The sequence below is a fragment of the Streptomyces sp. NPDC101178 genome, assembly GCF_044767965.1.
Taxonomy (GTDB): Bacteria; Actinomycetota; Actinomycetes; order Streptomycetales; family Streptomycetaceae; genus Streptomyces.
The window spans coordinates 53,523-77,128 of the sequence record NZ_JBIWOZ010000006.1 but is presented as its reverse complement, the minus strand read 5'-3'; the positions used below and the strand labels follow the sequence as shown (position 1 = coordinate 77,128).

Annotated in this window: 15 protein-coding genes and 1 pseudogene; 9 read left to right on the top strand and 7 right to left on the bottom strand. The window is 65.0% G+C overall.

Features of this window, described 5'->3' with window-relative positions; genetic code table 11:
* The first annotated feature begins 211 nt into the window (after positions 1-211).
* Together ACIRR8_RS18655 and ACIRR8_RS18650 are read left to right on the top strand one after the other, a co-directional pair.
* Complete coding sequence (locus ACIRR8_RS18655; RefSeq protein ID WP_404065682.1) at positions 212-7,165, top strand: polymorphic toxin-type HINT domain-containing protein; 6,954 nt, start codon at positions 212-214, stop codon at positions 7,163-7,165.
* Positions 7,166-7,774 (top strand): hypothetical protein, encoded by a 609-nt coding sequence (locus ACIRR8_RS18650; protein ID WP_404065680.1) that lies wholly within the window; start codon positions 7,166-7,168, stop codon positions 7,772-7,774.
* A 437-nt stretch (positions 7,775-8,211) separates the two neighbouring features.
* Here ACIRR8_RS18650 and ACIRR8_RS18645 read toward each other — a convergent pair whose 3' ends face one another.
* Positions 8,212-8,799 carry a TniB family NTP-binding protein gene (locus ACIRR8_RS18645; protein WP_404066552.1) on the bottom strand — a complete coding sequence of 196 codons (588 nt, stop codon included), beginning with the start codon at positions 8,797-8,799 and terminating at the stop codon, positions 8,212-8,214.
* 10 nt (positions 8,800-8,809) lie between these two features.
* Between ACIRR8_RS18645 and ACIRR8_RS18640 the strand changes: the two genes are divergently transcribed.
* Positions 8,810-9,265, top strand: a complete 456-nt coding sequence (locus ACIRR8_RS18640) for a hypothetical protein (RefSeq protein ID WP_404065677.1) — start codon at positions 8,810-8,812, stop codon at positions 9,263-9,265.
* Between the two features lie 487 nt (positions 9,266-9,752).
* Here the strand turns inward: ACIRR8_RS18640 and ACIRR8_RS18635 are convergent, their stop codons facing one another.
* A complete protein-coding gene (locus ACIRR8_RS18635; protein ID WP_404065675.1) occupies positions 9,753-11,612 on the bottom strand; it encodes an ATP-dependent nuclease in 1,860 nt (619 codons plus the stop codon).
* A gap of 784 nt (positions 11,613-12,396) precedes the next feature.
* On the opposite strand from ACIRR8_RS18635, the gene ACIRR8_RS18630 reads away from it, so the two are divergent.
* The 3 genes from ACIRR8_RS18630 (at position 12,397) to ACIRR8_RS18620 (ending at position 14,133) form a co-directional block, all read left to right on the top strand.
* Positions 12,397-12,945 carry a hypothetical protein gene (locus ACIRR8_RS18630; RefSeq protein WP_404065672.1) on the top strand — a complete coding sequence of 183 codons (549 nt, stop codon included), beginning with the start codon at positions 12,397-12,399 and terminating at the stop codon, positions 12,943-12,945.
* Between the two features lie 121 nt (positions 12,946-13,066).
* Entirely contained in the window at positions 13,067-13,882 is an 816-nt protein-coding gene (locus tag ACIRR8_RS18625) for a hypothetical protein (RefSeq protein WP_404065669.1), read from the top strand.
* Positions 13,879-14,133 carry a LexA family protein gene (locus tag ACIRR8_RS18620; protein ID WP_404065666.1) on the top strand — a complete coding sequence of 85 codons (255 nt, stop codon included), beginning with the start codon at positions 13,879-13,881 and terminating at the stop codon, positions 14,131-14,133. Before ACIRR8_RS18625 ends, ACIRR8_RS18620 begins: the two co-directional genes overlap by 4 nt.
* 46 nt (positions 14,134-14,179) lie before the next feature.
* Here the strand turns inward: ACIRR8_RS18620 and tpg are convergent, their stop codons facing one another.
* Positions 14,180-14,737 carry a telomere-protecting terminal protein Tpg gene (tpg, locus tag ACIRR8_RS18615; protein ID WP_404065663.1) on the bottom strand — a complete coding sequence of 186 codons (558 nt, stop codon included), beginning with the start codon at positions 14,735-14,737 and terminating at the stop codon, positions 14,180-14,182.
* A 628-nt stretch (positions 14,738-15,365) separates the two neighbouring features.
* The gene (locus ACIRR8_RS18610) at positions 15,366-15,761 is read right to left on the bottom strand and encodes a hypothetical protein (RefSeq protein WP_404065660.1); all 396 of its coding nucleotides are present in this window, start codon (positions 15,759-15,761) and stop codon (positions 15,366-15,368) included.
* Positions 15,762-15,921: 160 nt separating this feature from the next.
* On the opposite strand from ACIRR8_RS18610, the gene ACIRR8_RS18605 reads away from it, so the two are divergent.
* Entirely contained in the window at positions 15,922-18,747 is a 2,826-nt protein-coding gene (locus ACIRR8_RS18605) for a hypothetical protein (protein ID WP_404065657.1), read from the top strand.
* A gap of 165 nt (positions 18,748-18,912) precedes the next feature.
* Here ACIRR8_RS18605 and ACIRR8_RS18600 read toward each other — a convergent pair whose 3' ends face one another.
* The 3 genes from ACIRR8_RS18600 to ACIRR8_RS18590 form a co-directional block, all read right to left on the bottom strand.
* Entirely contained in the window at positions 18,913-19,239 is a 327-nt protein-coding gene (locus ACIRR8_RS18600; RefSeq protein WP_404065654.1) for a transposase family protein, read from the bottom strand.
* A gap of 106 nt (positions 19,240-19,345) precedes the next feature.
* Positions 19,346-19,696: a transposase family protein gene (locus ACIRR8_RS18595; RefSeq protein ID WP_404065651.1), complete on the bottom strand. Its 351-nt coding sequence runs from the start codon at positions 19,694-19,696 to the stop codon at positions 19,346-19,348.
* A gap of 195 nt (positions 19,697-19,891) precedes the next feature.
* A complete protein-coding gene (locus ACIRR8_RS18590) occupies positions 19,892-22,243 on the bottom strand; it encodes a P-loop NTPase fold protein (protein WP_404065648.1) in 2,352 nt (783 codons plus the stop codon).
* A gap of 572 nt (positions 22,244-22,815) precedes the next feature.
* Between ACIRR8_RS18590 and ACIRR8_RS18585 the strand changes: the two are divergent.
* Both ACIRR8_RS18585 and ACIRR8_RS18580 read left to right on the top strand, forming a co-directional pair.
* Positions 22,816-23,241 (top strand): annotated as a pseudogene (locus tag ACIRR8_RS18585) (winged helix-turn-helix domain-containing protein); the annotation flags it as partial.
* 139 nt (positions 23,242-23,380) lie between these two features.
* Positions 23,381-23,593 carry a hypothetical protein gene (locus ACIRR8_RS18580; protein WP_404065646.1) on the top strand — a complete coding sequence of 71 codons (213 nt, stop codon included), beginning with the start codon at positions 23,381-23,383 and terminating at the stop codon, positions 23,591-23,593.
* Positions 23,594-23,606: the final 13 nt, after the last annotated feature.

Genomic DNA, 23,606 nt, shown 5'->3' with positions numbered 1-23,606 from the left:
GCGTCCGGGGGGGGGGGGGGCGGTGCCGCTCCCGGCGTCTGTGGCCCCGGGCCACGCCCCCCCATTGTTTTTGTGGGGGGGGGGGGGGGGGGGGGCCCCCGGGGGCCCCCCCCCCCCCCGCCCCTTCACTCCCATCCCTCACTACGTGCGGAGACACGTGATGGCATTCCGAGGCCGGTTGTTGAACCGGCTCGTGCCCCGTCGGTTGCTCATGGCGACCGCACTGGGCCTCACTCTCGCCCTGACCGGCGGCTCGGTCCAGGCCGTACCGTCGCAACCGGGGCAGGAGCTGCGCGGCAGACCCGGCGTCCAGGACTTCGGCGACCCCGTGGAAGGCACCGACGCACCGGCCGCCAAGCGTCCGGCCGACCCGGCGAAGAAGGCCGCCGTCAAGCAGCTGGACAAGCCCGTCTGGCCCAAGGGCGGCAGCGCGAAGCTGGCCGTGACCACTACGTCCCCCGTCGAGAAGACCGTCGGCGGCCTCCCCGTCGCGGTCACCGCGGTCACGCCCGGGGCGTCCGCTACCGCGAAGCGCACCGCGACACCGGTCGCACCGACGGAGGTCGCGGTCGACGTCCTGCCCACCGAGCAGGCCGCAGCCATAGGCGCCGGCGCGCTCCTGCGCGTCGGTAGCACCGACGGGACGGACAAGAGCGAGAAGGTCCGCCTCTCCGTGGACTACTCCACGTTCGCTGAGGCGTACGGTGGTGACTACGGCGCTCGTCTGCACCTCGTCCAACTCCCGTCCTGCGCTGCCGTGGCCACCCCCGGCAGTGCGGCATGCCCCGAGCAGGCCAAGCCCCTGGCCACCGTGAACAGCGCCGAGGACCGGACCGTCTCGGCAGACGTCCCGACCGCCCCGGCACCGGCGTCCGGCGCCAAGGCGAAGGCCGCGCCCGCCTCCGGCTCCGCCGCGAAGGCAGCACCGAGCGCGGCGCCGCTCGTCGCCCTGGCCGCGAGCCCCTCCTCTACGCAGGGCAGCTACAAGGCGACCGCCCTCGCCCCGTCCGCCAGCTGGAGCGTCGCCAACTCCTCCGGCGGCTTCAGCTGGAGCTATCCGCTGCGTACGGTCCCCACGCCCGGCGGACAGTCGCCTAGCATCGGGCTCGGCTACTCCTCGCAGTCCGCGGACGGCCGCACCGCGGTCACCAACAACCAGGGCTCCTGGGTCGGCGAGGGTTTCTCCTACGACCCCGGGTACATCGAGCGCCGCTACAAGCCGTGCTCCGACGACGGTCACGCCACCTCCGCCGAGCAGTGCTGGGCCTTCGACAACGCGACCATCATGCTCAACGGCAGCGCGTCCGAGCTCATCAAGGACGACAAGACCGGCGACTGGAAGTTCGCCTCCGACGACGGCACCAAGGTCGAGAAGCTGACCGGTGCGACGAACGGCGACAACGACGGCGAGCACTGGAAGGTCACCACGTCCGACGGCACCGAGTACTGGTTCGGCCTGAACCGGCTGCCGGGCTGGACCACCGGCAAGGAGACGACGGACTCCACCTGGACCGCCCCCGTCTTCGGTGATGACACGGGAGAGCCCTGCTACAACGCCACCTTCACCAGCGCCCACTGCAAGCAGGCCTGGCGCTGGAGCCTGGACCACGTCAAGGACACCCACGGCAACGTGATGTCCTACTTCTACGCCCCCGAGACCAACCACTACGCCCTGAACGGCAAGACGGACGTCAACGGCACCGCGTACCACCGCGGCGGATACCTGAAGCGGGTCGACTACGGCCAGCGCGAGGGCCAGGTCTACGCGGCCAAGGCGCCCGCCCGCGTCGTGTTCGACGTGGCCGAACGCTGCCTGCCCACCTCGGACTTCGACTGCGCGGAGTCCAAGCGGACCAAGACGAACGCGAAGTACTGGCCCGACACACCGGTCGACCAGGAATGCAAGGCCGGCACCAAGTGCACCGTGGGCCAGACGTTCTGGACCACGAAGCGCCTCACGGGCATCACCACCCAGATGCGCAAGAATGCCACCGAGTACCAGGACGTGGACGCGTGGACCTTCACCCACCTGTTCACCGACAACGGTGACGACTCCAAGACCCTCTGGCTGTCGAAGGTCGACCACGAGGGCCGGGTCGGATCGGCGGCGAAGCTGCCGACGCTCGAACTCTTCGGTGAGCAGCTCGTCAACCGAGTCGACGCCATCGGCGACAACATCGCCCCCTTCCACCGCTTCCGCCTCGCGACCGTCCTGAGCGAGACGGGCGCCCAGCTGGACGTCAACTACGCCGCGACGGAGTGCACCAAGGCCAACCTGCCCAAGCCGGGTGAGTCGACCAAGCGCTGCTATCCGGTGAAGTGGTCCCCGCCCGGCACCATCGAGCCGATCACGGACTGGTTCCACAAGTACGTGGTGGCCGAGATCGTCGAGACCGACCGTACGGGCGGCGGCGACAGCCTCACGACCCGCTACGACTACCAAGGCCCCGCGGCCTGGCGCAAAGCGAAGCCGGACGGCATCACGGAGGCCAAGTACCGCACGTGGGGCGGCTGGCAGGGCTACGGCAAGGTCAAGGTGACCAGCGGCAGCCCCGACAAGCAGACCTCCCGGATCGACTACTCCTACTTGCAGGGCATGGACGGCGACAAGGACCCGGACGGCGGAACCCGTTCGGTGAAGGTCAAGGACTCCACGGGCGTCGAGTACACCTCGTCCGAGGAGTTCACCGGACACCAGCTCGAAGCGCACACCTACGACGGCACCAAGCTCGTCTCCAAGGTGATCAGCGAGCCCTGGAAGTACACCACCGCCACCCAGACCCGGGACTGGGGCACCTCCCACGCGGTGCTCGTACGATCCGACACCTCACGCGGCTACAGCCTCCTGTCCAACGGCACCTGGCGGGCCACGAAGAGCACCATCAAGTACGACACGTCCAACGGCACCGGCCGCGTCCTGGAGGTCGAGGACCAGGGAGACCTCTCCACGGCCGCCGACGACACCTGCACCCGGACCTGGTACGCGGACAACACGGCCGCCAACCTCCTCACCCTGCCCTCGCGGAGCGAGGCCGTCGGCGTCAAGTGCTCCGTGACCCCGGACCGCAAGACGCAGGTCCACGCGGACGAGCGCACCTCCTACGACAACAAGGCCTTCGGCGCCGCCCCCACCAAGGGTGACGCCACGATGACCGAACGCCTGACCTCCCACAACGGGACCACGGGCACCTACCAGACCACCGGCACGACGACCTACGACGCCTTCGGCCGCCCGCTCTCGCAGAAGGACGCGAGCCTGGCTGAGACGAAGACCGCGTACACGGACATCAACGGCCTCATCTCCCAGACCAAGAACACCAACGCGCTGAACCACGTCACGACCACCGACTACGCCCCCGCCTGGGGCATGTCGTCGGGCCAGACCGACCCCAACGGCAAGCGGACCGACCTGGCCTACGACGGCCTGGGCCGCCTCACCTCGGTCTGGCTCCCGGACCGTACGAAGACCCAGACACCGAGCATCAAGTACTCGTACAACGTCCGCCGCGACAAGGTCGTCGCGATCAAGACGGAGAAGATCGAGGAGAGCGGCTCCTACGGCGCGGAGTACCAGCTGTACGACGCCCTGCTGCGACCGCGGCAGCTCCAGGCGGAGGGGCCCGACGGCACACGCATGGTCGCCGACTCCTTCTACGACGGCACCGGCAAGATCAAGAAGACCAACGCCACATACAACGCCGCGGGTGCCGCGTCGGACGAACTGCTGATCGTCCACAACGGCGCGGTCGGACAGCAGAGCCTGATGGAGTACGACGGCCTGGGCCGTGCCACCGCGCAGGTCATGGCGGTCTCCGGCGTCGAGCAGTGGCGCACGACCAACACGTACAACGGTGAGCGCACTACGGTCGACCCGCCCAAGGGCGGTGTACCCACGACGACAGTCACGGACTCCGCCGGCAACACCAAGGAGATCTGGCACTACCGGGGCGACTCCCCGAACCCGCTGCTCGGCTACGACGTGACCAAGTACACCTACACGCCGAAGAACCAGCTCAAGACGGTCACGGACGACAAGCAGAACGTCTGGAGCTACGAGTACGACCTGCTGGGCCGCAAGACGAAGAGCGTGGACCCCGACACGGGGACGTCGACCACGGAGTACGACGCCCTCGACCGCCCGAAGTCGTCCACGGACAGCCGCAAGAAGAAGATCTCCACGCTCTACGACAAGCTCGGCCGCCCGCTGTCCACCTGGAAGGGCGAGGTCGACACCGGAACCCGCCTCACGGAGACCAGGTACGACAAGACGGGGCTGCTGGGCCAGGCATGGGCCAATATCAGCTACCTCTCGCCGACCGAGTCGTTCGGCACCGTCATTCAGACGATGGACGACTTCTACCGGCCGACCAAGACGAACTACATCGTGCCCGCCTCGCAGGGATCACTCGCCGGCACGTACACCTTCACCTCGGAGTACAACCGCGACGGCACCCTCCAGTCGACCGGCATCCCCGCCACGGGTGACCTTCCGGCGGAAGTGCTCGTCAACGGCTACGACGACTTGCAGCGCCCGACGACCCTCACGGGCTCGACGCCGTACGTCACCAGGACCACCTACTCCAAGCAGAGCCACCTCCAGCAGCTGGAACTGTCCACCGGCGCCGGGAAGAAGGTCTGGCAGACCTTCGACTACGAGACCGGCACCGACCGGCTGACCCGCTCGCTGGTGGACGTCTACGGGGCGCCCGCTCCGGTGAAGGAGTCCACCTACTCCTACGACCACGCGGGCAACGTCCTGTCCATCGCGGACAAGGCGAACGTGTCCTCGCCCGACGTCCAGTGTTTCGCCTACGACAACCGGCAGCGGCTGGCCGAGGCATGGAGCCCGGCATCGAGCGCGACGGACGCCGGCGGCAGCGGCACGCTCGGAACGCCGGCACCGCTGGAGGGCTCCGGCCCGAAGGCCTGCCAGGCGGCCCCCGGCGCCTCCCCGCTCGGCGGACCGGCCCCCTACTGGAAGTCGTACGTCACCGACGCCATCGGCAACAGGACATCCGACACCACGCACAACACGGGCCTCGACGCGACGAAGAACATCACCCGCACCTACACCTACGGTGACGCGGGACCGCTCGGTGACGGCCCCCACCAGCTCACCAAGATCGTCGAGAAGACGCCCACCGGCGACCGCCAGTCGTCGTACGAGTACGACGACGCCGGCAACACCACCAAGCGCACCATCGGCGGTGACGCCCAGATCCTCGAATGGAACGACACCGGCAACCTCGCCAAGGCCACGGAGGCGGGCGGAGCCGAGACCACCTACCTGTACGACAGCGGCGGCAACCGGGTCCAGCGCAAGGACCCGACGGCCACGACGGTCTACCTGCCCGGCGTCGAGCTGAAGCTGTCCGCGGACGGCACCAAGAAGGAGGCCACCCGCTACTACTCGCACGCCAACCAGACGGTCGCGGTCCGCACGAACGACGGCAAGCTGTCCTTCACCGCCGGGGACCACCACGGCACCGGCGAGCTCGCCATCGACGCCGTCACCGGAGCGGTATCCCAACGCCGCTTCGACCCCTACGGAGTCGACCGAGGCACGACGTCCGGCACCTGGCCAGGCGAGAAGGGCTATGTCGGCGGCACGATCGACAAGTCCACCGGCCTGACCCATCTGGGCGCCCGCGAGTACGACGCGGTCATCGGCAAGTTCATATCCGTCGACCCGATCATCGACCACACCCAGCCCCAGCAGATCAACGGCTACGCCTACGCCAACAACACCCCCGTCACCCACGCCGACCCGAGCGGCATGGCCATCCCGGAGTGTCTCCAGGGCCTCATCGAATGCGCGGGAGGCCTTCCTGCCAGCAGCAAGAAGACGCCGGAGGAAGCAAAGGTCGACCAGGCCTCCAACCAGCTCCAGGGCGCCCAGGGACAGCAGTCCGCCGCCAAGAAGCGTGTTACATCCGCGGCCAAAGCCCTGGTGAAGATCGCCAGGGACATCCTCGGCATCGACGCAGCACTCGACTGCGTATCCACCGGTGACATAGGCGCCTGCGGCGAGACTCTCCTCAACATCGCGGGCAGCTTCGCAGGCGGACTCGCGGGCAAGATACTCGCCAAGTACGGCGCGCCATGGAACTGGGCGAAGGGAGCCAAACTCGCCAAGCGCGTAGTCAACCTCGTGGGCGACCTGGTGGGCGGAGCCAAGGACTACTGGAACGCCAGCAAGGCCGTCAGTAAAGCCAAGGACGGCCTGTCCAAGGCAAAGGACGCTCTGGCCGCCGCGAGGAAGAAGGCAGCAAACGCCCTGAAAAAGGGAGACGCCGGGGCCTGCCCGGCCCCCCACAGTTTCCTGCCAGGTACGAAGGTACTTCTCGCCGACGGAACCACGAAACCGATCGAAGAGATCGAACTCGGGGACGATGTCGTCGTCACCGACCCAGAAAGTGGTGAGACGACAGTCCGAAACGTGGTCGGCACGATCACGACCGAGGACGACAAACACTTCGTCGACCTGACCGTCACGGGTGGGCCCGGTGCTGAGGAATCCCTCGTCTCCACGACCACGCACCCGTTCTGGTCGGTATCCGAAGGGGACTGGGTCAAGGCCGGGAACCTGCGCGCCGGTATGACCCTGCGGACCCCGGACGGCGACACGGTCACTCTCGAAGGCGTCCGCTCCTTCGACAGGCGCCAGCGGACCCACGACCTCACCATCGCAGAAATCCACACGTACTATGTGCTGGCAGGCGCCACCCCGGTCCTCGTTCACAATTGCGGAACTGGCTCAATCTCCAATAGCAGGCCCGACGATCTTGGGCTTGAAATGATGGAGGCTGATTTCGCTGGCATTTCCCCGATGGCTGCTGGATCTTCCGACTTCTCGCGAGCAGCATCTGAGGGTGGGAGCTTCCTCTGGACTGTTGGGGAGGCAGGAAACTTGAACATGGTTCGAGCCGCACCTGGCATCCACCACACAGTGGCCAGCGGTGGTGCACCAGTTATTGGCGCGGGGCAGGTGACATTCCGAAATGGCGGTGCGATCTCGTCGTTCGATAACTTCACGGGCCACTACACGCCATCCTGTGCGCAGTGTGCTGCCGCGTTCATCGAGCGAGGCGTCGACGCCTTCGCTGGAGCCGGGATCAGGGTTCCATTGGCAGTGATTAGAGACTATGGCGGGAAGGCTCGGTAAATGGGAGTGGAGTCTGATCTTCGGGAGATTCGGCGCATCCCAGTTGACGGCATCTCCGACTGGATCCGCAGACGCTTTCCTGATGGGAGCTTCCCGCAATGGTGGTTGGCTGTTTTCGAATCGCTGGAGACCAGCGTAAGCCCCCTGAGGGATGTGGCCGCAAGCCGACGTAGAGGCGACTTTGAGCTTAGTGTGGAGGTCGCCAGACTGGCGGTCGACATTGGAGGAATCAGGCCGCCTATGGGGGCGTACTGGATTCTCCGACTCGCGGCCATCGCGCTGCGATTCGACCCACCGGTCGTCGGCCTGCCTGAACTCTTGATGCCGGACGGAGCCGCCGAACTTGCGCTTAATCGAATGCCGCTATCGCGTGAACGTGCAATTGCGGCATCCGAAACCAGGAAGGCGGAGTACCTGGCCGCCGGCGACGACTTCTATGCACCCGTCGGGAGCAAGTTCTCTGTGAGCAGCGAGGTGGATGTCAGATTCTCCGCACTGCAAGAGGTCGAACTAATCTTGTCAGCCCTTCCGTGGGTATCGTCCGCGGTGACGAGCAAAGAGACCAGTCGCAATATTGACGCCTGGCTAGAAATTCGGGACCGACTGTAGTCCTACCCGTGCCAGCCGCATGGCTACCCTGATCCTTCGGGTTGCCTGGCCGTTCTCGAAATAGACAGATGTGCCCCACCGGCATGGTTGTCGGTGGGGCACATCTGTGTTTGACGGCAGTAGTTGACGGCAACGTCAGCGGACAAGTGTTGTGTACGGCAAGCGGTCATGGCAGTCGTCGGGCTTGTTGGGTGTCGTTTCGTGGGGGTGTAGTTGCGGTGTAGGGGTGTCTTGTGCTGGGGGTTTCCCGGTTTGGTTGAGACTGTGTGAGTGTGGTCTTGCGGGGCTGGGGGCTTGCTGGGGTGGGGTTCTCTCGTTCTTGTTGAGAGTTTTCTCGTGTCTCTCGTGTGGTCCTGTCTTCTAAAGGACCGGTGTGTGTTTTCCCTGGTCACAGCGTTGCGTGCTGCGTGCTGTGTGGTCTTCGGGTGTCCCGGGGGTTAGCGGCGGGGTGTGGTGGGCCGGTTGGGGGTGGGGCGGTGGTGGGTTTCGGCGAGGTGGTCGAGGCGGATCGTTTCGACGCTGGTTTTGGTGATGCGTTCGGTGCCGTCGTGGATGGCGGTGATGGCTGCTTGGCGGATCAGTCGGGTGAGGGATCCGATGCGTCCTGCGGTGCGTTGGTGGAGGTAGGCGGCGTGGCGGGGGAGTGTGCCGGGCTGGTGTGCGCGGAGATCGAGTGCTGCTTCCACGCCGGTGATGAGTTTGCGGAAGAGTTCGTGTTTCCCGAGGCGTGCGGGGAAGGCGCCGCATTCCACCAGGGAGGCCCGTCCGGCGAGTTGGGCTCCACGTACGCCGGAAAAGAGGGCGGTGGTGGTGACGTCGATGCCCGCGTATACGAACGTCGCGCGGATGCGTTCGGTGAGGTCTTTGAGGAGGTCGGCGGTTTCGGCGCCGGTGGTGGTGCGGGGGTTGAGCCGGTGGATCTCGTCGATGAGGATCAGGCGTACGCCGGTCTGGTTGTGGGTGTGGCAGACGGCGTTTCGCGGATCGTCCGGGTTACGGGCTCGACGAGCGCCGACGGTCGGCATGGAAGGCCTGGTGGTCAAGAATCTCCGGGGCATCTACCGGCCGATGACGAGGGCCTGGAGGAAGTACCGGGTCGCCCACACCACGGACGCGATCATCCGGGCCGTCAGCCGCTCCGTGACCGATCCGGCGACCGTACTGCTGGGCCGCTACGACCCCACGGGCAGCCTCCGCTACACCGGGCGCAGCACCGTCTTGCCCCGCCCCATCGCAACTACCCTACCGGCCCGGCTGAGCCTGGCGGGGGAGGAGCACCCGTGGGCAGCGCGGACCTTCTCCGCTGCCTGGGGCACCAAGACCGCACTGACGGTGGTGCTGGTCGTGCCGGAACTCGTGGTCGAAGTGAGGGCCAACGTCTCCCAGGACAGCGCCGACCGGTGGCGCCACCCGGTGAAACTCGTCCGCCTCCGCGACGACCTGGCCCCCGCCGACGTCCCACTCTTCGGCGACGACACCCCATCGAACTGAGCCGGTGCCTTCAGTTCACGAAGCGGTGCGCTTCTTCTCCGCCGTCTTCTTCCTCGTGCTCCTCTTCGCCCGTGAGGAGGCGCTGGCAGTAGTACACCGCCCAGGGCCACGGCATCTGGCGGCACCCCATCCGCCTCGTCCGGCTGCGGCTGGACATGACCACGGACGACGTACAGACCTTCAATTCCTGAGATCCTTTGCGCGGACGCAGACGGACTGTCCTCAAGCTGCCTGGTCTGTCGATTGTCAGTGCTGCATGGGAGTCTTCAGGTACGAGATCGGCACAACGAGCGGGGAGTACTGAGGTGCATGCCATGGCTATGCGTGTTCGCCATCCAGATCCGCCCGCGCCATCCGGATGCCGTTGGTGCGGTGAGGAGAAGGACCGGCACGGCCGCCGCTGGGTGGCTTCTGTGGGTGTGCATGCCTGGGAGGAACCCACCCGAGCGCAGCGTCTGAGTCGGATGAAGGCCCGTCGTGCACTGGGTCAGCTTTCGTCCGGCCAGTAAGCCAGTCCGGCTTTGCTGGCAACTTTGATCGCATCGTCGAATGTCTTCACCAGTGCAGCGGGGACGTCGGAAGGCTCGCGAAGACGCTCGGCCAGCTTGCCGACCATGTCTTCCTTGCTGTCGGGGGAGCTGCTGGAGTGCAGGCGCACCATGCTGTGGAGTGCCTTGCTGAACTTTCCTTCGCTGCGGAGAGCCTCGACGCCGTGGACCGTCCACTGCTGCGTGTCGTCACGGGGCCAGCAGGCATTCATGGTGTCCACCCATTGCATGTCGGTGAACACGTCCTCGAGCTCGTGTGGGTCGCCGAGGAAGAGACAGTCGGCCTCTGTGAAGCCCTGCTTGTTCAGGCGGGCGATGTTGAACTGCTTCTGCTTGTCGCGCATGGTGTCGGCGTCCACCAGGAACATCACAGTGCGTTTGTGTGCTTTGAGGAACTTGGCGAAGGCCAGCGCGCCATCGTTGCCTTTGCAACTCCACAAGGCGATGCCTGCAGACTGGATGGGGTATCCGAAAGCTAGCTTGAAGAGAACGGGCAGAACCGCGTACTCCGTCGGACCCTCTACGCCTACAAAGCACCGCTCGTGCAGGAGGACACTGTTACGAAACCCCAGCGAGAGGGCCATGTTCGACATGAACCGGCGGGTCTCCTCGTCATCATCCTTCGCGCCGAGTGACTGCACATAGGCTCGTCCATTCCGGCTGTTGAGGTGCACGATGTCCTGGATGTCGACGCCGTCGATCAGGTTCAGTGAATGGGTGGCGACAATCACGGTGGACTGTGCGGCTGCTGCTGATACCTTGATCATCTGCATGATCCGCCGCTGGTGGTCGTAGTCCAGGTGCGTATCGGGTTCGTCGTAAGCGATGATCACCCCGCCGATGCCGTCCTGGTAGCTCTCCGTAAGGAGCTCCTGGCTGGCCTCCCACAGGGCAAGGGAGACACGGCGGGACCTTCCCGAACCGGCTGCTGTCAAGGGCACAGGCCGCTGTCCCGGGGCCGCGGCGGTCAAGGCCAGACTCTGGACCGTCGGCCGAAACTGCACGCCCGGGTCGACGGTGAACGCATCGAGCGCGCACCGTTCCTCAACCAGTTTCTGCAGCCGAACGACATCGTCCTTAAGGAGGTGGGAGAACTCCTCCTCCAGGCCACTGATCTTCTGCCGAGTCTCCTCACGCAGTGTGTACTCGCGGAGTTTCGCTGTCAGGATGCTGCGAACCACCACATCGGGCGACTCCGCCGCATCCCCCTTGAAGTAGAGCAGTTGAGGAAGCGCGGCACTGACCGGCTCAGGCGCCACCACCCAAGCCATAACCCTCTCTCCAGTGGCAGCGTGCTGCTCAAGCACCTCCACCCAGCTGGCCTTCACATTCGGCTGGCCCGCACGCAGGCTGACACCTAGTTCGGAGGCAAGCGCCTGAAGCTCGGGGACCTTCAACCCCGGGACGTTGCGCAGCGCTGGGTCATGCGGCACGGAGGCCTGCCACTCCAGATAGCTGGCCTCGGCCTCTACGTGGCGTCGACGCACTCGCAGGTACGGCCCTGCATCGAACTCCTTTTCTTCGGCCGGCGACAGAGCGAACCTGCCCTCGATGACTACCGTGCGTCGCTCTCCGCCCTCTTCCATGGGCAGCGCCGCTCGCGCTGGCTCCCCTATCGCGAAATCGGAGATATCGCTGTCGAGGACGGACCGCTCGCCGAGCAGTGATGCGATCGCATCCAGTGTTGCTGTCTTCCCACAGTCGTTGTGCCCCGTCAGGATCGTCTGCTTGCGGATCGGGATGCTGCGGACGTCCCCCAGCGAGCGGAAGTTGGTGACGCTGAGTTCGACGAGACGCACAGTGCTCCCTTGCAAAAACGACACAACGCGAGCGAGCGATGGCACGGCGGCGCGCTGTTGTGAGACACCCAATGGCAACGGATGAGGAAACTCTAGCCCCTGACAGGGAACAGGTAGTGGGGTCACGCAGTACCGCTCCCTCCCCCTCCCGATGGCGGCGGGAGAGTGCCCTCAGGCGCTCCGGAGGGACGCAGCACCCTTCCCCAGCAGGCTCTTTGTCAGGCAACACTCCTCCATCCTCGTACCGAAGCACCGGCCCATCCTCTCCACAGCCACCTGCATCAGGCGTCCGGCAGAACCGGACAGCTACGGCGTCAAGCCAGTTCTACGAGAAATGGCCGGATTCTGACCTGCTAGCTACCACGCTTCACCACAAGCCCGTGTGCAGAAAGGGCTTCGCAGATACTGAGTCTGCGTCCTGCACAGTAGGAGGTCAGGACGCAGTACTTGCCCAGCCCCGGCAGACGACGTCGTATCTGGTGATGTTCGTGCGGCGTTCTGAGCATGACTGCGCCCGGCCGCCTGATGAGAGGTCGGGCGCCGGTACACCCAGGGTCCCCTCTCCGTCGTCGTGTCGACTCCACTCGTCGAGCGCTGAGCCCGCAGGCCGTCGCCGTCGTCCAGAACGACTACGGAGCCGTCGACGGGCGGCCCATCACCACCAGTACCCGCGGCGCCATCGCGAGGAGACCGGAACCGGCATTGACCCAGTTCGATCACTTCGCTCACAAGCGGGTCCACCCGCCGATAGCCTCCGATCTCACACACGATCCCTGGGGGGACCATGACCACCGAAACGCCACCGCCGGCCGAACCGCCAGCCACCCCTGGAGTACCCGCCACACCCGAACCGCCGGTCGCCCCCGAAGCGCCACCCATCCCCACCGAACCCCCAGCCGCCGCCCCGAAGAAGCGCCTCTCCTCGCTCCTCGCCGGCGTTCTCGGGCTGGTCGTCGGGGCCGGAGCAGTCGGCGGAACCTGGGCAGTCATCGCCAATCAAGAACCCCCCGCGCCCACCACGTTCACGCTCACCGGCGCCTTCGCCCTCACCGACGGGGCAACAGAGGACGACGAGGGATGCTCCGGCACCGGTGGCTACGATGACATCGCCGAAGGGGCATCCGTCACTGTGTACAACGGAGCCGGCGAGATCGCGGCCACCGGAAATCTCGGGACTGCGACCTACGTCGCCGGGATCTGCCTCTTCGACGTGTCCATCGGCGACGTCCCGAAGGGCGAAAAGTTCTACCAGGTGGAGGTGTCCCGCCGCGGGAAGATTCAGCTGACCGCCAAGGAAGCTGAGAGCGGCGACTTCAGCGCAACCCTCGGCTAACAGCTGCGGCGCCACCTCAGTGCACAAAACTCTGCTCCGACTACGAGGCGCACAGCAGCGTCTCCTCCATCGGCTGGGCCGCCTGACCGGGGCCGCACTACGGACCGGAACCGGAGACTGAATGTCGCCGTTTCCGTTCGGCGTCACCACCGGTTATCCGGGCATGACGATCGCGTACCTGCCCGGCCCTTCTGACGATGTGCCGCTTTACGAGCCGTGGGCCGGTGAGCCCGAGGTCCTGGCTGAGGCCGCGGCGGCCGGGCGCCGCGCGGCGGCATGGATCCGCTCCCTGCCCGGCCCGCCGGCCCCCAGCCCGGTCGGGACCTGGCTCGCCGTGACGCTGCCCGATGTGGTGGAGAGCGCGATGGGCTCACTGGATCCGGCGCAGTGTGACCGGATGGGTCCGGACGGGCGGCTCATCGAGGGCGATGCAGGTGTCGACGCTGGGACGACGAGCACGCTCGCCATCGTGCCGTGTGTCCTCTCGGAGGCGGGCTGGCTCACCGCGCACCAGCACCTCCGGCTCATGGCGGTGGCCTCCGTCATCACCGGGATCGCGCGGCTGCTCGCGGACGACCCGGGTACCGCGATCCTCCACGGCCAGGTGTGGTCCGGATGTGCGCCACCCTCGACCACGCGACCCGCCCGTATGCTTCCGGACTGGCCACAGAATGCGAACACACGCTCTAATATTTGGATGGACCGCTTCCCCTTCCCCGACGACCTGATCAGCGCACAGCAGCAGTGGCACACCACTTACCGCGCCCTCGCCGCACCTCGCCTCCGCCATGCCACCGAGCTCCGCCGCCACCTGCTCGCGCTGTCCGTCCGGATCCACTGGCACCCGTTCTGGTCCACCCCTACGGGCCGCACACCTGCGGCCCGTGTGGAGCTCCGGCAGCGGACAGCTGCTGACCAGACGCGGGTCGCGGCGTGAGACGGGAGAGACCCCTGTCGGTTCGGCAGGAAGCGATCATGCGGCTGATCCGGTCCTGGATTATCGAGCACGGCGAAGGGCCCACCATCCGGCAGATCGGGGCAGGGGTCGGTCTCTCCAGCACGAGCTCCGTCGCCTACCAGCTCTCTCAGCTCGAAAAGCGAGGCCTGATCAGCCGGACCGGCCGTGACTGGAGCTCCTGCCGGCTGGAGAGCCCCAAGCCGCCCCGGCGCGGGCTGAGAAGCCGCTGAGCGGGAGTCAGCGAAGAGCACGGACAGCGGTCAGCCCTCCCACCGTCTACAGGTCGAACTCCAGGTGCTCGATGTCGGTGAACCGGACCTCGTCCAGACTCCCCGCGCGGGTTCCGCCGTCCTGGAAGTAGATGTCCTTGAGTGCTTCGGCGGCGATCTCCTGGAGCCGGGCGTCTCCGGCTCCCTGGTCCTGGGCGTCGAAGAGGCGGGCGGCGTACTGCGGGGGCAGGGCCACGGTCAGGTGCCGGATGCGGTCCTGGTCGGTGGACCCGATGGGGGCGGTGTAGCCGAGGCGGGCGCGGGTGTCGATGATGATGCCGCCCGTCGACCCGGCCTTCTGCTTGGCCCTGGCCCGTACCTGGGGCTGCCACCGCTGCTTCACCTCACGCTCCAGCCGTGCGGCGAGGGCCGGGCGGGGGGTTTTGATCTGGTTCTTCACGTACCGCTCGACGGTGCGCTGGGACACCCCGAGCATCCGGGCGACCGCCCTGGTGCCACCGAGCTGCTTGACCAGGTACCGCATCTGCGCACCCGCGGACTTGGGGGTGGGGCGGGTGAACGCCTTCTGCACGGCGGCGTCCAGGCCGTCACCGATCAGGCTCATTGCCGCCGTTCTCCCGCTCGCTGCTGTGGGTGGCACGGTATCCGGAGCCCGCTCACGCGGATGTGACGGGTACCGGCCGGCTCAGAACACCACCCCGAGGGGTCACGCCGGCGGGGCGAGCGTACCTCCCCACCGACACCCCCGAGCCCGGGGCGCAGCCGTACCGCCACCCGGAGGCGCGACGTTGAACGGGGGAGGGGGACGGGTCGGATTGTGTCCGGGGGCTGACTCCTCCGGCGGGCTTGGTCACGCCGGAGGAGCCGCAGCTGGTCGGCCCCCATCGGCGGGAGACGAGAAAGGGCCGTCCCGAGCTGTTCTTCAGCTCTCCCTGATCCACACGGTCAAACACCCACGCCCCTCGCAAAGCCACCACGCCCATGCTGTGGGCCTGACCACCGTGACGGTCCTGGTGGGCGTCGTCATGCAGGTCGTGGTCTGATGACGGCCCGCCGGGGGCCGGGCCGCAGGCGTACGTCATGTCAATGACGTACGGCGGGAGGGGATGACGTACGCGCCGGCGGGGACGACCGCCGGCGGGTCAGAGGATGCACGCCCAGCCCCCAGCCTGGGGGCATCGGGTTGGGGCGTGTATCGGGCAGGCCGCCGCGGTCGTCTCCATGAAGAGGTGTCAACCGTGTTGCCCGTACTGAGACCGCAGACGGCTGACCAGCCCCGCGATCTCTGTCACGTCGAACACACTGACGCCCGGTAGGTCCGCTTCAGCGATACTGATTTGCCATTTCCCGCGGTCGTTCCGGCCCACCTCGACCGGCGGCTTCGCTAACCATGCCACGTCGATCCCACGCCTCACCACCACGCCGATGAGCGCTGGATGCGACGATATGAACCCCAGCGGGGACCTAGGAGACATCACCAAATCCGCGAGTGCCTCGATCGCGTCGTCACCTCGCACTGCCTCGGAGATGCATTCGAACTGGCCCGCACCGGCGTCCGTCAACGTCACGGTCACGTACTTGCAGTCCTCAAAGCGTTCCCACGGCGGAATCTTCCAGGAGAAGGTCATAGCCGTCATCCTCTCTCCAGCACGCAGGCATTACCGGTGTATTGGCTCACTTCCCGCAGCGTGGGTACGTCTTCCGGGCACACAAGGGCGGATGCCTGCGATCTGTCGCTGAGCAGCGTTACCATCCGCGAGCCGAAGATCTTGGGGGAGGCTGATCCGGATGCCGATGTCCCTGCTCAATAGACCCTGGCTGACCACGACGCTCCGGCTGGTTCAGCTCTATCTACACCCCAGCCGGGACGAGGTCTACGAGCACTGCGTCAACCTGGCACTCGATGCCCCCCGGCGCGCGCGCATCCTCGACAAACGGCCTGGTTCCTCCCGCCGCGACGTATTCCGTGAAATGCACACGCCCATGTACCGGGCTGCGGTCTATGCCAGGGTCGACGCCGCAATCCACAAGGCCGCGTACGACAAAGTCTCGGTTGCCCTCGAACGAGTCCTTGCCAGGCAGCAGGCTGCGGCCGATGAGACGGAATGGCCCTGGCAAGCCCTCTGCACCCTGATGATGGCCACCAGCTTCATCGTGTTCGCCGTCTGGGGTCTACCGACTCTGGTGTCAGTCTTTCTCATCGCAGCATTGCTGATCTTCATCCTGTTCTGGACCGGCACCGCCGTCTGGTTCAACCTCCGCTACTGCCTGATCGCCGGACTGCTCACCCTTCCCCGTGCCGCAGCCCGCGCGGAACTCGGCTACCGAGCTGTGCTGTGGGGCAGAACTCTCCACGATGACGGTGTCGTCCCCGTGATGGACGCCAGGATCCGCAACCTTATGGGCGACGATCCCGACTCCCTGTTCGTGCCCCAGGGAACCTCCACTGGCCTGAGGGCACCACGAGCACCCGGCTTCGTGGTGCCCACTGAAGCCATGGCTCAGCTCCAGCGCAAGCTCAGCCACCTCGACGAGGGCACCATCGCTGTCTGCGGTCCCCGCGGCGTCGGCAAGTCCACCCTGCTGGAAAACGCCGCGAACCAGGCGCACTTCGGCTTTGTAGTCCAGGCACCGGCGACCTACGCCCCGCATGACTTCCTGATCTCACTCTCGGTGCGCCTGTGCCAGGAGTACATGCAGCACGAGGACTACCCGGCTCCGGAGTTCGCCCGGCTGTCCCCGTTCCACCGGCTGCTCCAAAGTGCCCGCCGCCGCATCACAGCCCTCGCCCGCTGGTTCTCGTTTGCGCTGCCAGCGGCTGCCCTTCTGATCCTCGGCACCTCGTCCGTGGCCCGTGCTCTTTACGACCAGTACAAGAAGTCGGCCACCGATTCTGCAAACTCTGCCGTCTTCGCTGCTCAGGACTGGCTACGCGAGGTGTGGGACGGCGAAGCCGTCGTTACCGCCGTCCTGGTCATCGTCGCAGGCATCGCCTGGTGGATCTCCCGCCACGATCCGTGGATCCTCCGATTCCTGGGCAGTTTATGGAGCAGCTTCGGCGCCATGCTGGGAATACTCCTCGCTCTGGCCAGCCTGGGTACCGCCTTCTTCGATCCCCAGATCCGCCACCTCACGCGCCACATTCATCCCGACACCCTTTTGTTCACCGGGGTACTGCTCGCTGGATGGGGCTACTCCTGGGCAGGTAGCAAGGCGCCCGAAGTACGCAGAGTGCGTCTGGACATCGGCCACTGGACGATCCACGCAAGCGACGTCTGCCGGGTCCTCGCCGCGGGCCTGGGCACCTACCTGGTCTACACCCTGGTGCGTACCCCTTCGACCTATGCACTGCTCGCCGACACGGACAATCCGTTCAGGCTTGCAGGTCTGGTCACCGGGATCCTCCTCGCCCGGGCTGCCGGATGGCGGCCCCGGCCGGCCAAGCCTCAGCTGATCACCCGCTGCGAAAACCACCTCTACCGCCTGCAGACCATCCAGACGACGACGAACACCCTCACCAACGGCACCGCACAGATGATGTCGCTGGGCGGCTCGCACGCCACGTCCATCTCCACCATCCCGCCCAATTTCCCCGCGCTGGTCGAGGACTTCCGCGGCCTGCTCGCTGGGATTGCCGAGACATTGGCCCGACGAGGACAGCGAGTCCTCATCGGCATCGATGAAGTCGACCGGCTCGGCTCCGATGCCCAGGCCCTCGCGTTCCTTGCGGAGATCAAAGCGATCCTCGGCGTGCGCCACGTCTACTACCTGATATCCGTAGCCGAAGACGTCGGTGCCGCGTTCGTCCGCCGCGGCCTGCCCCACCGCGACGTCACCGACAGCTCGCTCGACGACATCATCCACGTCGATGCCTGCACCCTCGAAGAAGCCAAGACTATCCTCGACAAACGATCCGAGGACCACACCGTCCACACCGTGCTTCTGGCCCACAGCCTCTCGGGCGGACTCCTGCGCGACCTGCTCCGCTACGGCCTGCAGATCGAAGAGGTACAGGCCAAGACCCGTACCCACGAACTCGCCCACATCGCCCGCGAACTCATCCTCGAAGAACTCTCCGAGACCCTCGCCGGCTTCCGCACGCTCCTCGGCAAACAGCAGTGGACCCATAACACCAGCGGCATCCTCAGCGACCTCCGCACACTCTGCGGACACCTCAAGACCTCAGAGTGCGAGTGCACCGATGGCCCGCTGCGACAAGCCCTCGGAGAGTTCGCCCACCAGCCCGCGGCCGCCTTGCCCGTCTCCGCTGACATCGCCGACAGCGCCCGCCAGCTCATCGACGAAGCCGCCGCGTACAGCTTCTTCTCGCTCACCCTGCTGGAAATCCTCACCGCCCCCGGCCTCGACCGGCGCAGCCAGGAAGCCAAGGCGGAGGGCTCCTACGGAGAGCTCCCACGACTGGCTGAAGCCCGTCTTGAATTGACCATCTCCCCTCACAGCGCCCGTACCCTCATTACGCGCATACGTAAAGCCTGGTCGCTCAACGACAGCCCCAGCATCGACATTCTGGGTTCTCACAGGCGCTCGTCGTCCTGCCCCCTCCACAGATCAGATACCTTCGGGCGGCGGAGAACAGGACAGGGCCCCGCGTAATCTACCCCTGCGGCCCTGCCGGTCCGTCGGGCATTCCTGCCAACCGCTTGCGTCTTCGTGTCGACCTCCTGCACTGGACTGCCCACCTCGCCGGGAAGAGGGCTGGCTATCGAGCTCGTGCACGGTAGGCGGTGAGACGTCGAGGCTGTCGGCGGGGGTTGGTGTTCACCTCTGCCGTGTCGACGTCAGGTCCGCGGTCTGCTGGTGGGACAGCAGGCCGGCGATGGCTTGGACGGTGTCGCTCATGTGCTCGCGGCGGCCGAGGTGGCGGGCCAGGGCACGCCAATTCTTCAGTTGGGCGATGCCGTGCTCGACCCGGATCCGCCTTGAGGAGTGTGCCTTGCGCCGGCGTTCGTGCATCTCCTCGTACCAGTCCGGGGCGTTTTTCTTGAACTTGCGGTGCGGTGGTGTCACCACCCGGCCGCCGGTCTGCGCGCCAAGGCCCTGGTAGCTGGCATCGGCGAGAATGTCGACCGCGGGCCCGTCGGCCAAGAGCTTGACCAGCTCTAATTGGCGGGCGTGAGTGATGTCCGCGCAGCTTGCGGGTCGTTCTGGGCTTCACCACAGCACGCGGCCTTCGGCGTCCGTGACCAACCATTTACTTGACGGCGTTCTGCTTGTTCTTGCCGGGGATGAGCTTGTCGTGGTCCTTCCGTCCGGCGGCTGGGCGGCGGACCCGGATCTCGGTGTCGTCGATGATGCCGGTCGTCCCGCTCGCGCCGAGGTGGTCGACGACGTCGGCCAGAGTTCGCAGCCGCACGTCGGGGCTGACCGTGCAGCCTCGCTCGGCGAGCAGGGGCCGCACCTCGCCGACGGCCCGGGTGATGGTGGAGCGGTCCACGCCGAACCAGCAGGTCAGTACGTCGTGGGTGACCCCGTGACGAAGATGGACGAGCGTGGCCAGCAGCCGATCGACAAACACCAGCCGGTGCTTTGCGCCGGTGCCCACGGCCCGCTTCCGTGGCCGGGAGGTGAGCCGGGCCTGGTGACGCTCTTGCCACAACGGGCCGATCTCCTCGACGAGTTCAGCAATCACTCCCGCAGCCAGGCCCGTGATCCGCCGATTACTGATGATCACCGCACGCCCTGATTCATGAGAGGTGCGCAAACGTGATGGCAGCCCGTGGCCGTGAGCAGGTCGTGCCTATTCAGGGCGGTCAGAGGGAGGCAAATCCCACGCGACACGGATGTCATCGAGTAGGAGGCGAGCGCTGTACGGCGATACGGCAAGTTCCAGGCGCGCTTCTGCCAATCGCTGCAGGTCGCCGTCAATCGATCCATTCAATCGAGTCTTCACTGACTTATATCGGCTATCAAAACTTGGGGCGCCGAAAATTTGCAGCAGCGTCAGGGAGTAGTAAGCGTATGCAGAGATTTCCTGCCATAGTTCCAAGGTTGTTATGCCGAGGGATCTGACTACTTCTGCGGAATACTCTGGGAAACTTTCTAAATTTGCGCTTAGTGCTAGAGATTCGATTTTGGATGTTGTGTCATCGTCATTCTGGCGGGGAGATCGGAGGGATCGTACGAGAATAAGAAGTCGGTGTAGTAACGGCCCTCCGTCTGGGGCCTGATCTTGAAATGCCAATAGGGTACGGAAACCTTCTAGCGTTTCGGCCAGTTCCTCAAGAATAACCTGAGGGGCGAGATCCCTGAGCTCGGTACGTTCTGTCCAATGATGCACCTCGAGTAGGCGACGCGCGTAGCGGATTAGATCCCTCGGTATTCCTCCAGACAAGGAATGTAGTAGTAAGCAGTATGGAGCAGTCAAGCTTGGGGCGCGTACGGCCAGGATCTCTGCAGACTCCTCTGCCGTCCGCGGCTGCAGGTACAGCAAATCGTCCAGTGAACTGTCGGTTACGTCTCGATTGGGGAGACCTCTGCGCACAAATGCAGCACCAACGTCCTCTGCCACTGAGACGAGATAGTAGACGCCGCGTATACCGAAAACTGCTTTGATCTGCGCGAGGAACCTACGAGCTGTCTCAACGTCGCCGAGTCGATCGAGTTCGTCGATTGCTATGATTACTCTGCCGTCTGCACGGGCGGCTTCCTGAGAAATCTTCATCAGAAGTTCTCTAAATTCACTCACCAGTTCAGGGAGATTAAAAGGTATCGAAGATGTGCGGCTCCCGCTCATCGTTGTGGAGCGCACTGCTGGAAGCCCCAAGTTCAACGCATTAGTGGAGCTCTGCACGGTGCGAAGCCTGTAGAGGTAGCGTCGACACTCCTGTTCCAAGGTCTGGGATACGCGACGAGCGCGATAACATAGTATTAGTATAAGTACACCAGAAGTCGCGCAGCCTATGCTTACATGTGGCGGCAAATTTAGGTAGCTGCTTACACCCTCATTTTGAATACGCTCCCACATCGAGGAAATTCGATCCGGAATGTCGGAGCGCAGATAGCGCCCGTATAGAAGTTTCGTGATCGAAACGAGTCCCACACCCAATAAGAACAGTCCACACAAGAAAAGAAGTACCAGCATGGCAAAATGCCAAAAATCCCTTAAAGATTTTCGACCGAATTTGAAGAATATCTCGTCAAAATTTCTTGGGCTGGAGTAAGTGCTTTGAAGGTGCGCTTGACAGACTTTGCCAAATAGCATCAGCAGAAATTCTTGAGGGGCGTATTCTGCTGGCGCTTGAACGAAAACGGTTAGGTCACTGAATCGCGCTCCTCTCGATTCCGTACATGATCGCAGAAGCGTGGACTTCCCGGCGCCGCGAGGACCACAGACTGCAATGGTTCCCCCCTCTATCTGGTCCATCTTCTGACGTAGATGCCGTTCGGAAGGAGTAGGAACTAGGAATTGTGGGTTCAGCGTTCCTCTCAATCCTCCGTGATCTTCAAGGTCAAATAGCGATGTCTGGTCATCCCCCATTAGCCGGTCGACTTCCGCTCTCATCAGGGGTAACATCGCATTATTCACGATCGCTGCGTCCCAGGCGGAACGCTTTTGCTGACTGATGAATCGAAGAATGGCAAGATCAATTCTCAGGTTGAGGACATGTGCGGCATGCCTTGCATTTTGTCTCGACCTCCTTTTAATGGCAACCGGCAGGGCAGTTAAAAGAACAAGAGCCAAGTGCGCCAGAAGAGGGACCCGGACATCGGGCAATCCAGTAGTCGATAAAATCTTAAGGATTGAATAAAACAGGATCCCGGCCAGTGATGACAGGAATATAAACAATTCTTTTTCCATCGTCAATTCGGCGCGCGCAAGGCGGTAGTCCTCCTGGGAGCGGTCTACCTCCAGGACGGCGCGGCGGTAGTCCCGGTATTGCGACTGTGTGAGCTCGAACACTTCTGCGATAAATGTTGGCTTTAATGCGGCTTGTTGAAGGGCCTCTTCCGTCACCCGTTCGCGGAATTTTAGCTTGTTCTTGATTTCCTGATCTTCGATCGAGGTGCGAAGTGCAAGATCGTAGCGCTCTTCATCCCCTTCGTGATCCCATACCCAAAGCATTTCACCAGGTCCGATAATTTCCAGCATCAGCTTCCTTATATTCCATTGTCGTAAGGCCCGCGGCGTCGGTACGGAGGCCAGCGCATCCAGGGCCGCACCATACATGCCTCGTCAGCTGGCTGAGAATGGGCCGGAGAAAAACAGATCTTTCCTGCCACCGCTCCTCTCGGTTGACGACCGGTATCCGGTCAGACCTGCCCCCATACGCCATACCCGGAGGCCGCACTGCTCCCGTTCGACCTCAGTAAACCGTGGGGACCTGGCGCGATCGCACCGTCGGTGAGTCTCTATCAGCCACCTGACGCGCCTGGGCCATAGTCGCCGGCGCGTCGGAGATCCGCCGGGTTACGGTGTCCGCCCGGGAGGCGACGAAGAAGCCCACCGAGCTGCTCGGCCTCGATCGAGAAGTGCGCGCAGCTGCTCGGCCAGCTTTGTTCGGCGCCCGTGCCAGCCACATTCACCGGGACCCTTGCCCCTGCGGCGTTCCTGTAGGCCCGATCTCTGTCCACAGACACAGCGGCGGTGACTACTGAACTTGATCGGGTGATGTCGGTGCTGTTCACCGGACAGCTGGTCGTGGGTAACGGTCGTCCTGGGGTGTGAGGTACGCGCAGGGCGGCGGGCTGACCGACGCCGAGAGAAGCACGCGGGAGCTGTTACGGCTCCAGGCCGTGGAGCGGTTCGAGGGCGGGCAGAAGAACATGGAGATCGCCGCTGCTCTGCGGCTCAGTGCGAGGTCGGTCGAGCGGTGGCGCCGGGCTTGGCGCGAGGGCGGCGAGGCAGGCATTCTGTCGAAGAGATCGCCGGGAAGACCGCGGCTCAGTGAAGCCCAGATCGCCAGGCTGGAGCGGGAGTTGGAGCGTGGTCCACTGGCCCACGGCTGGGCGGACCAGCGGTGGACGCTGGCACGGATCAAGACGTTGATCGGCCAGCTGTTCCATGTCGCCTACACGCTCGAGGGCACCTGGCGGCTGCTGAAGCGGCACGGCTGGAGCGGGCAGCAGCCCACTCGGCGGGCGATCGAGCGCGATGACGACTCTGGTCCACCCCGGCGGGCCGTACGCCTGCGACGCGCGTGGAAATGCGGCAGCGGACCGCTGAGGGCCGGGCCCGGGGTGCAACTTCAGGTTCGACCGCGCTCTGTCGGAAAGGCAGGAGGCGATCATGCGAGTGATCCGGTCCTGGATCGTCGAGCACGGGCAGGCCCCGACCATCCGGCAGATCGGCGAGCGAGTTGGTATCTCCTCCACCAGCTCCGTCGCCTACCAGCTCGACCGGCTTGAAGGGTGGGGACTGATCACGCGGACGGGTAGAGGATGGGAGACCTGCCATCTGGGGAGCCCGAAGCCACCCCGGCGCGGCCTGCGGAGCCGCTGAGCGGCCGCGCGGG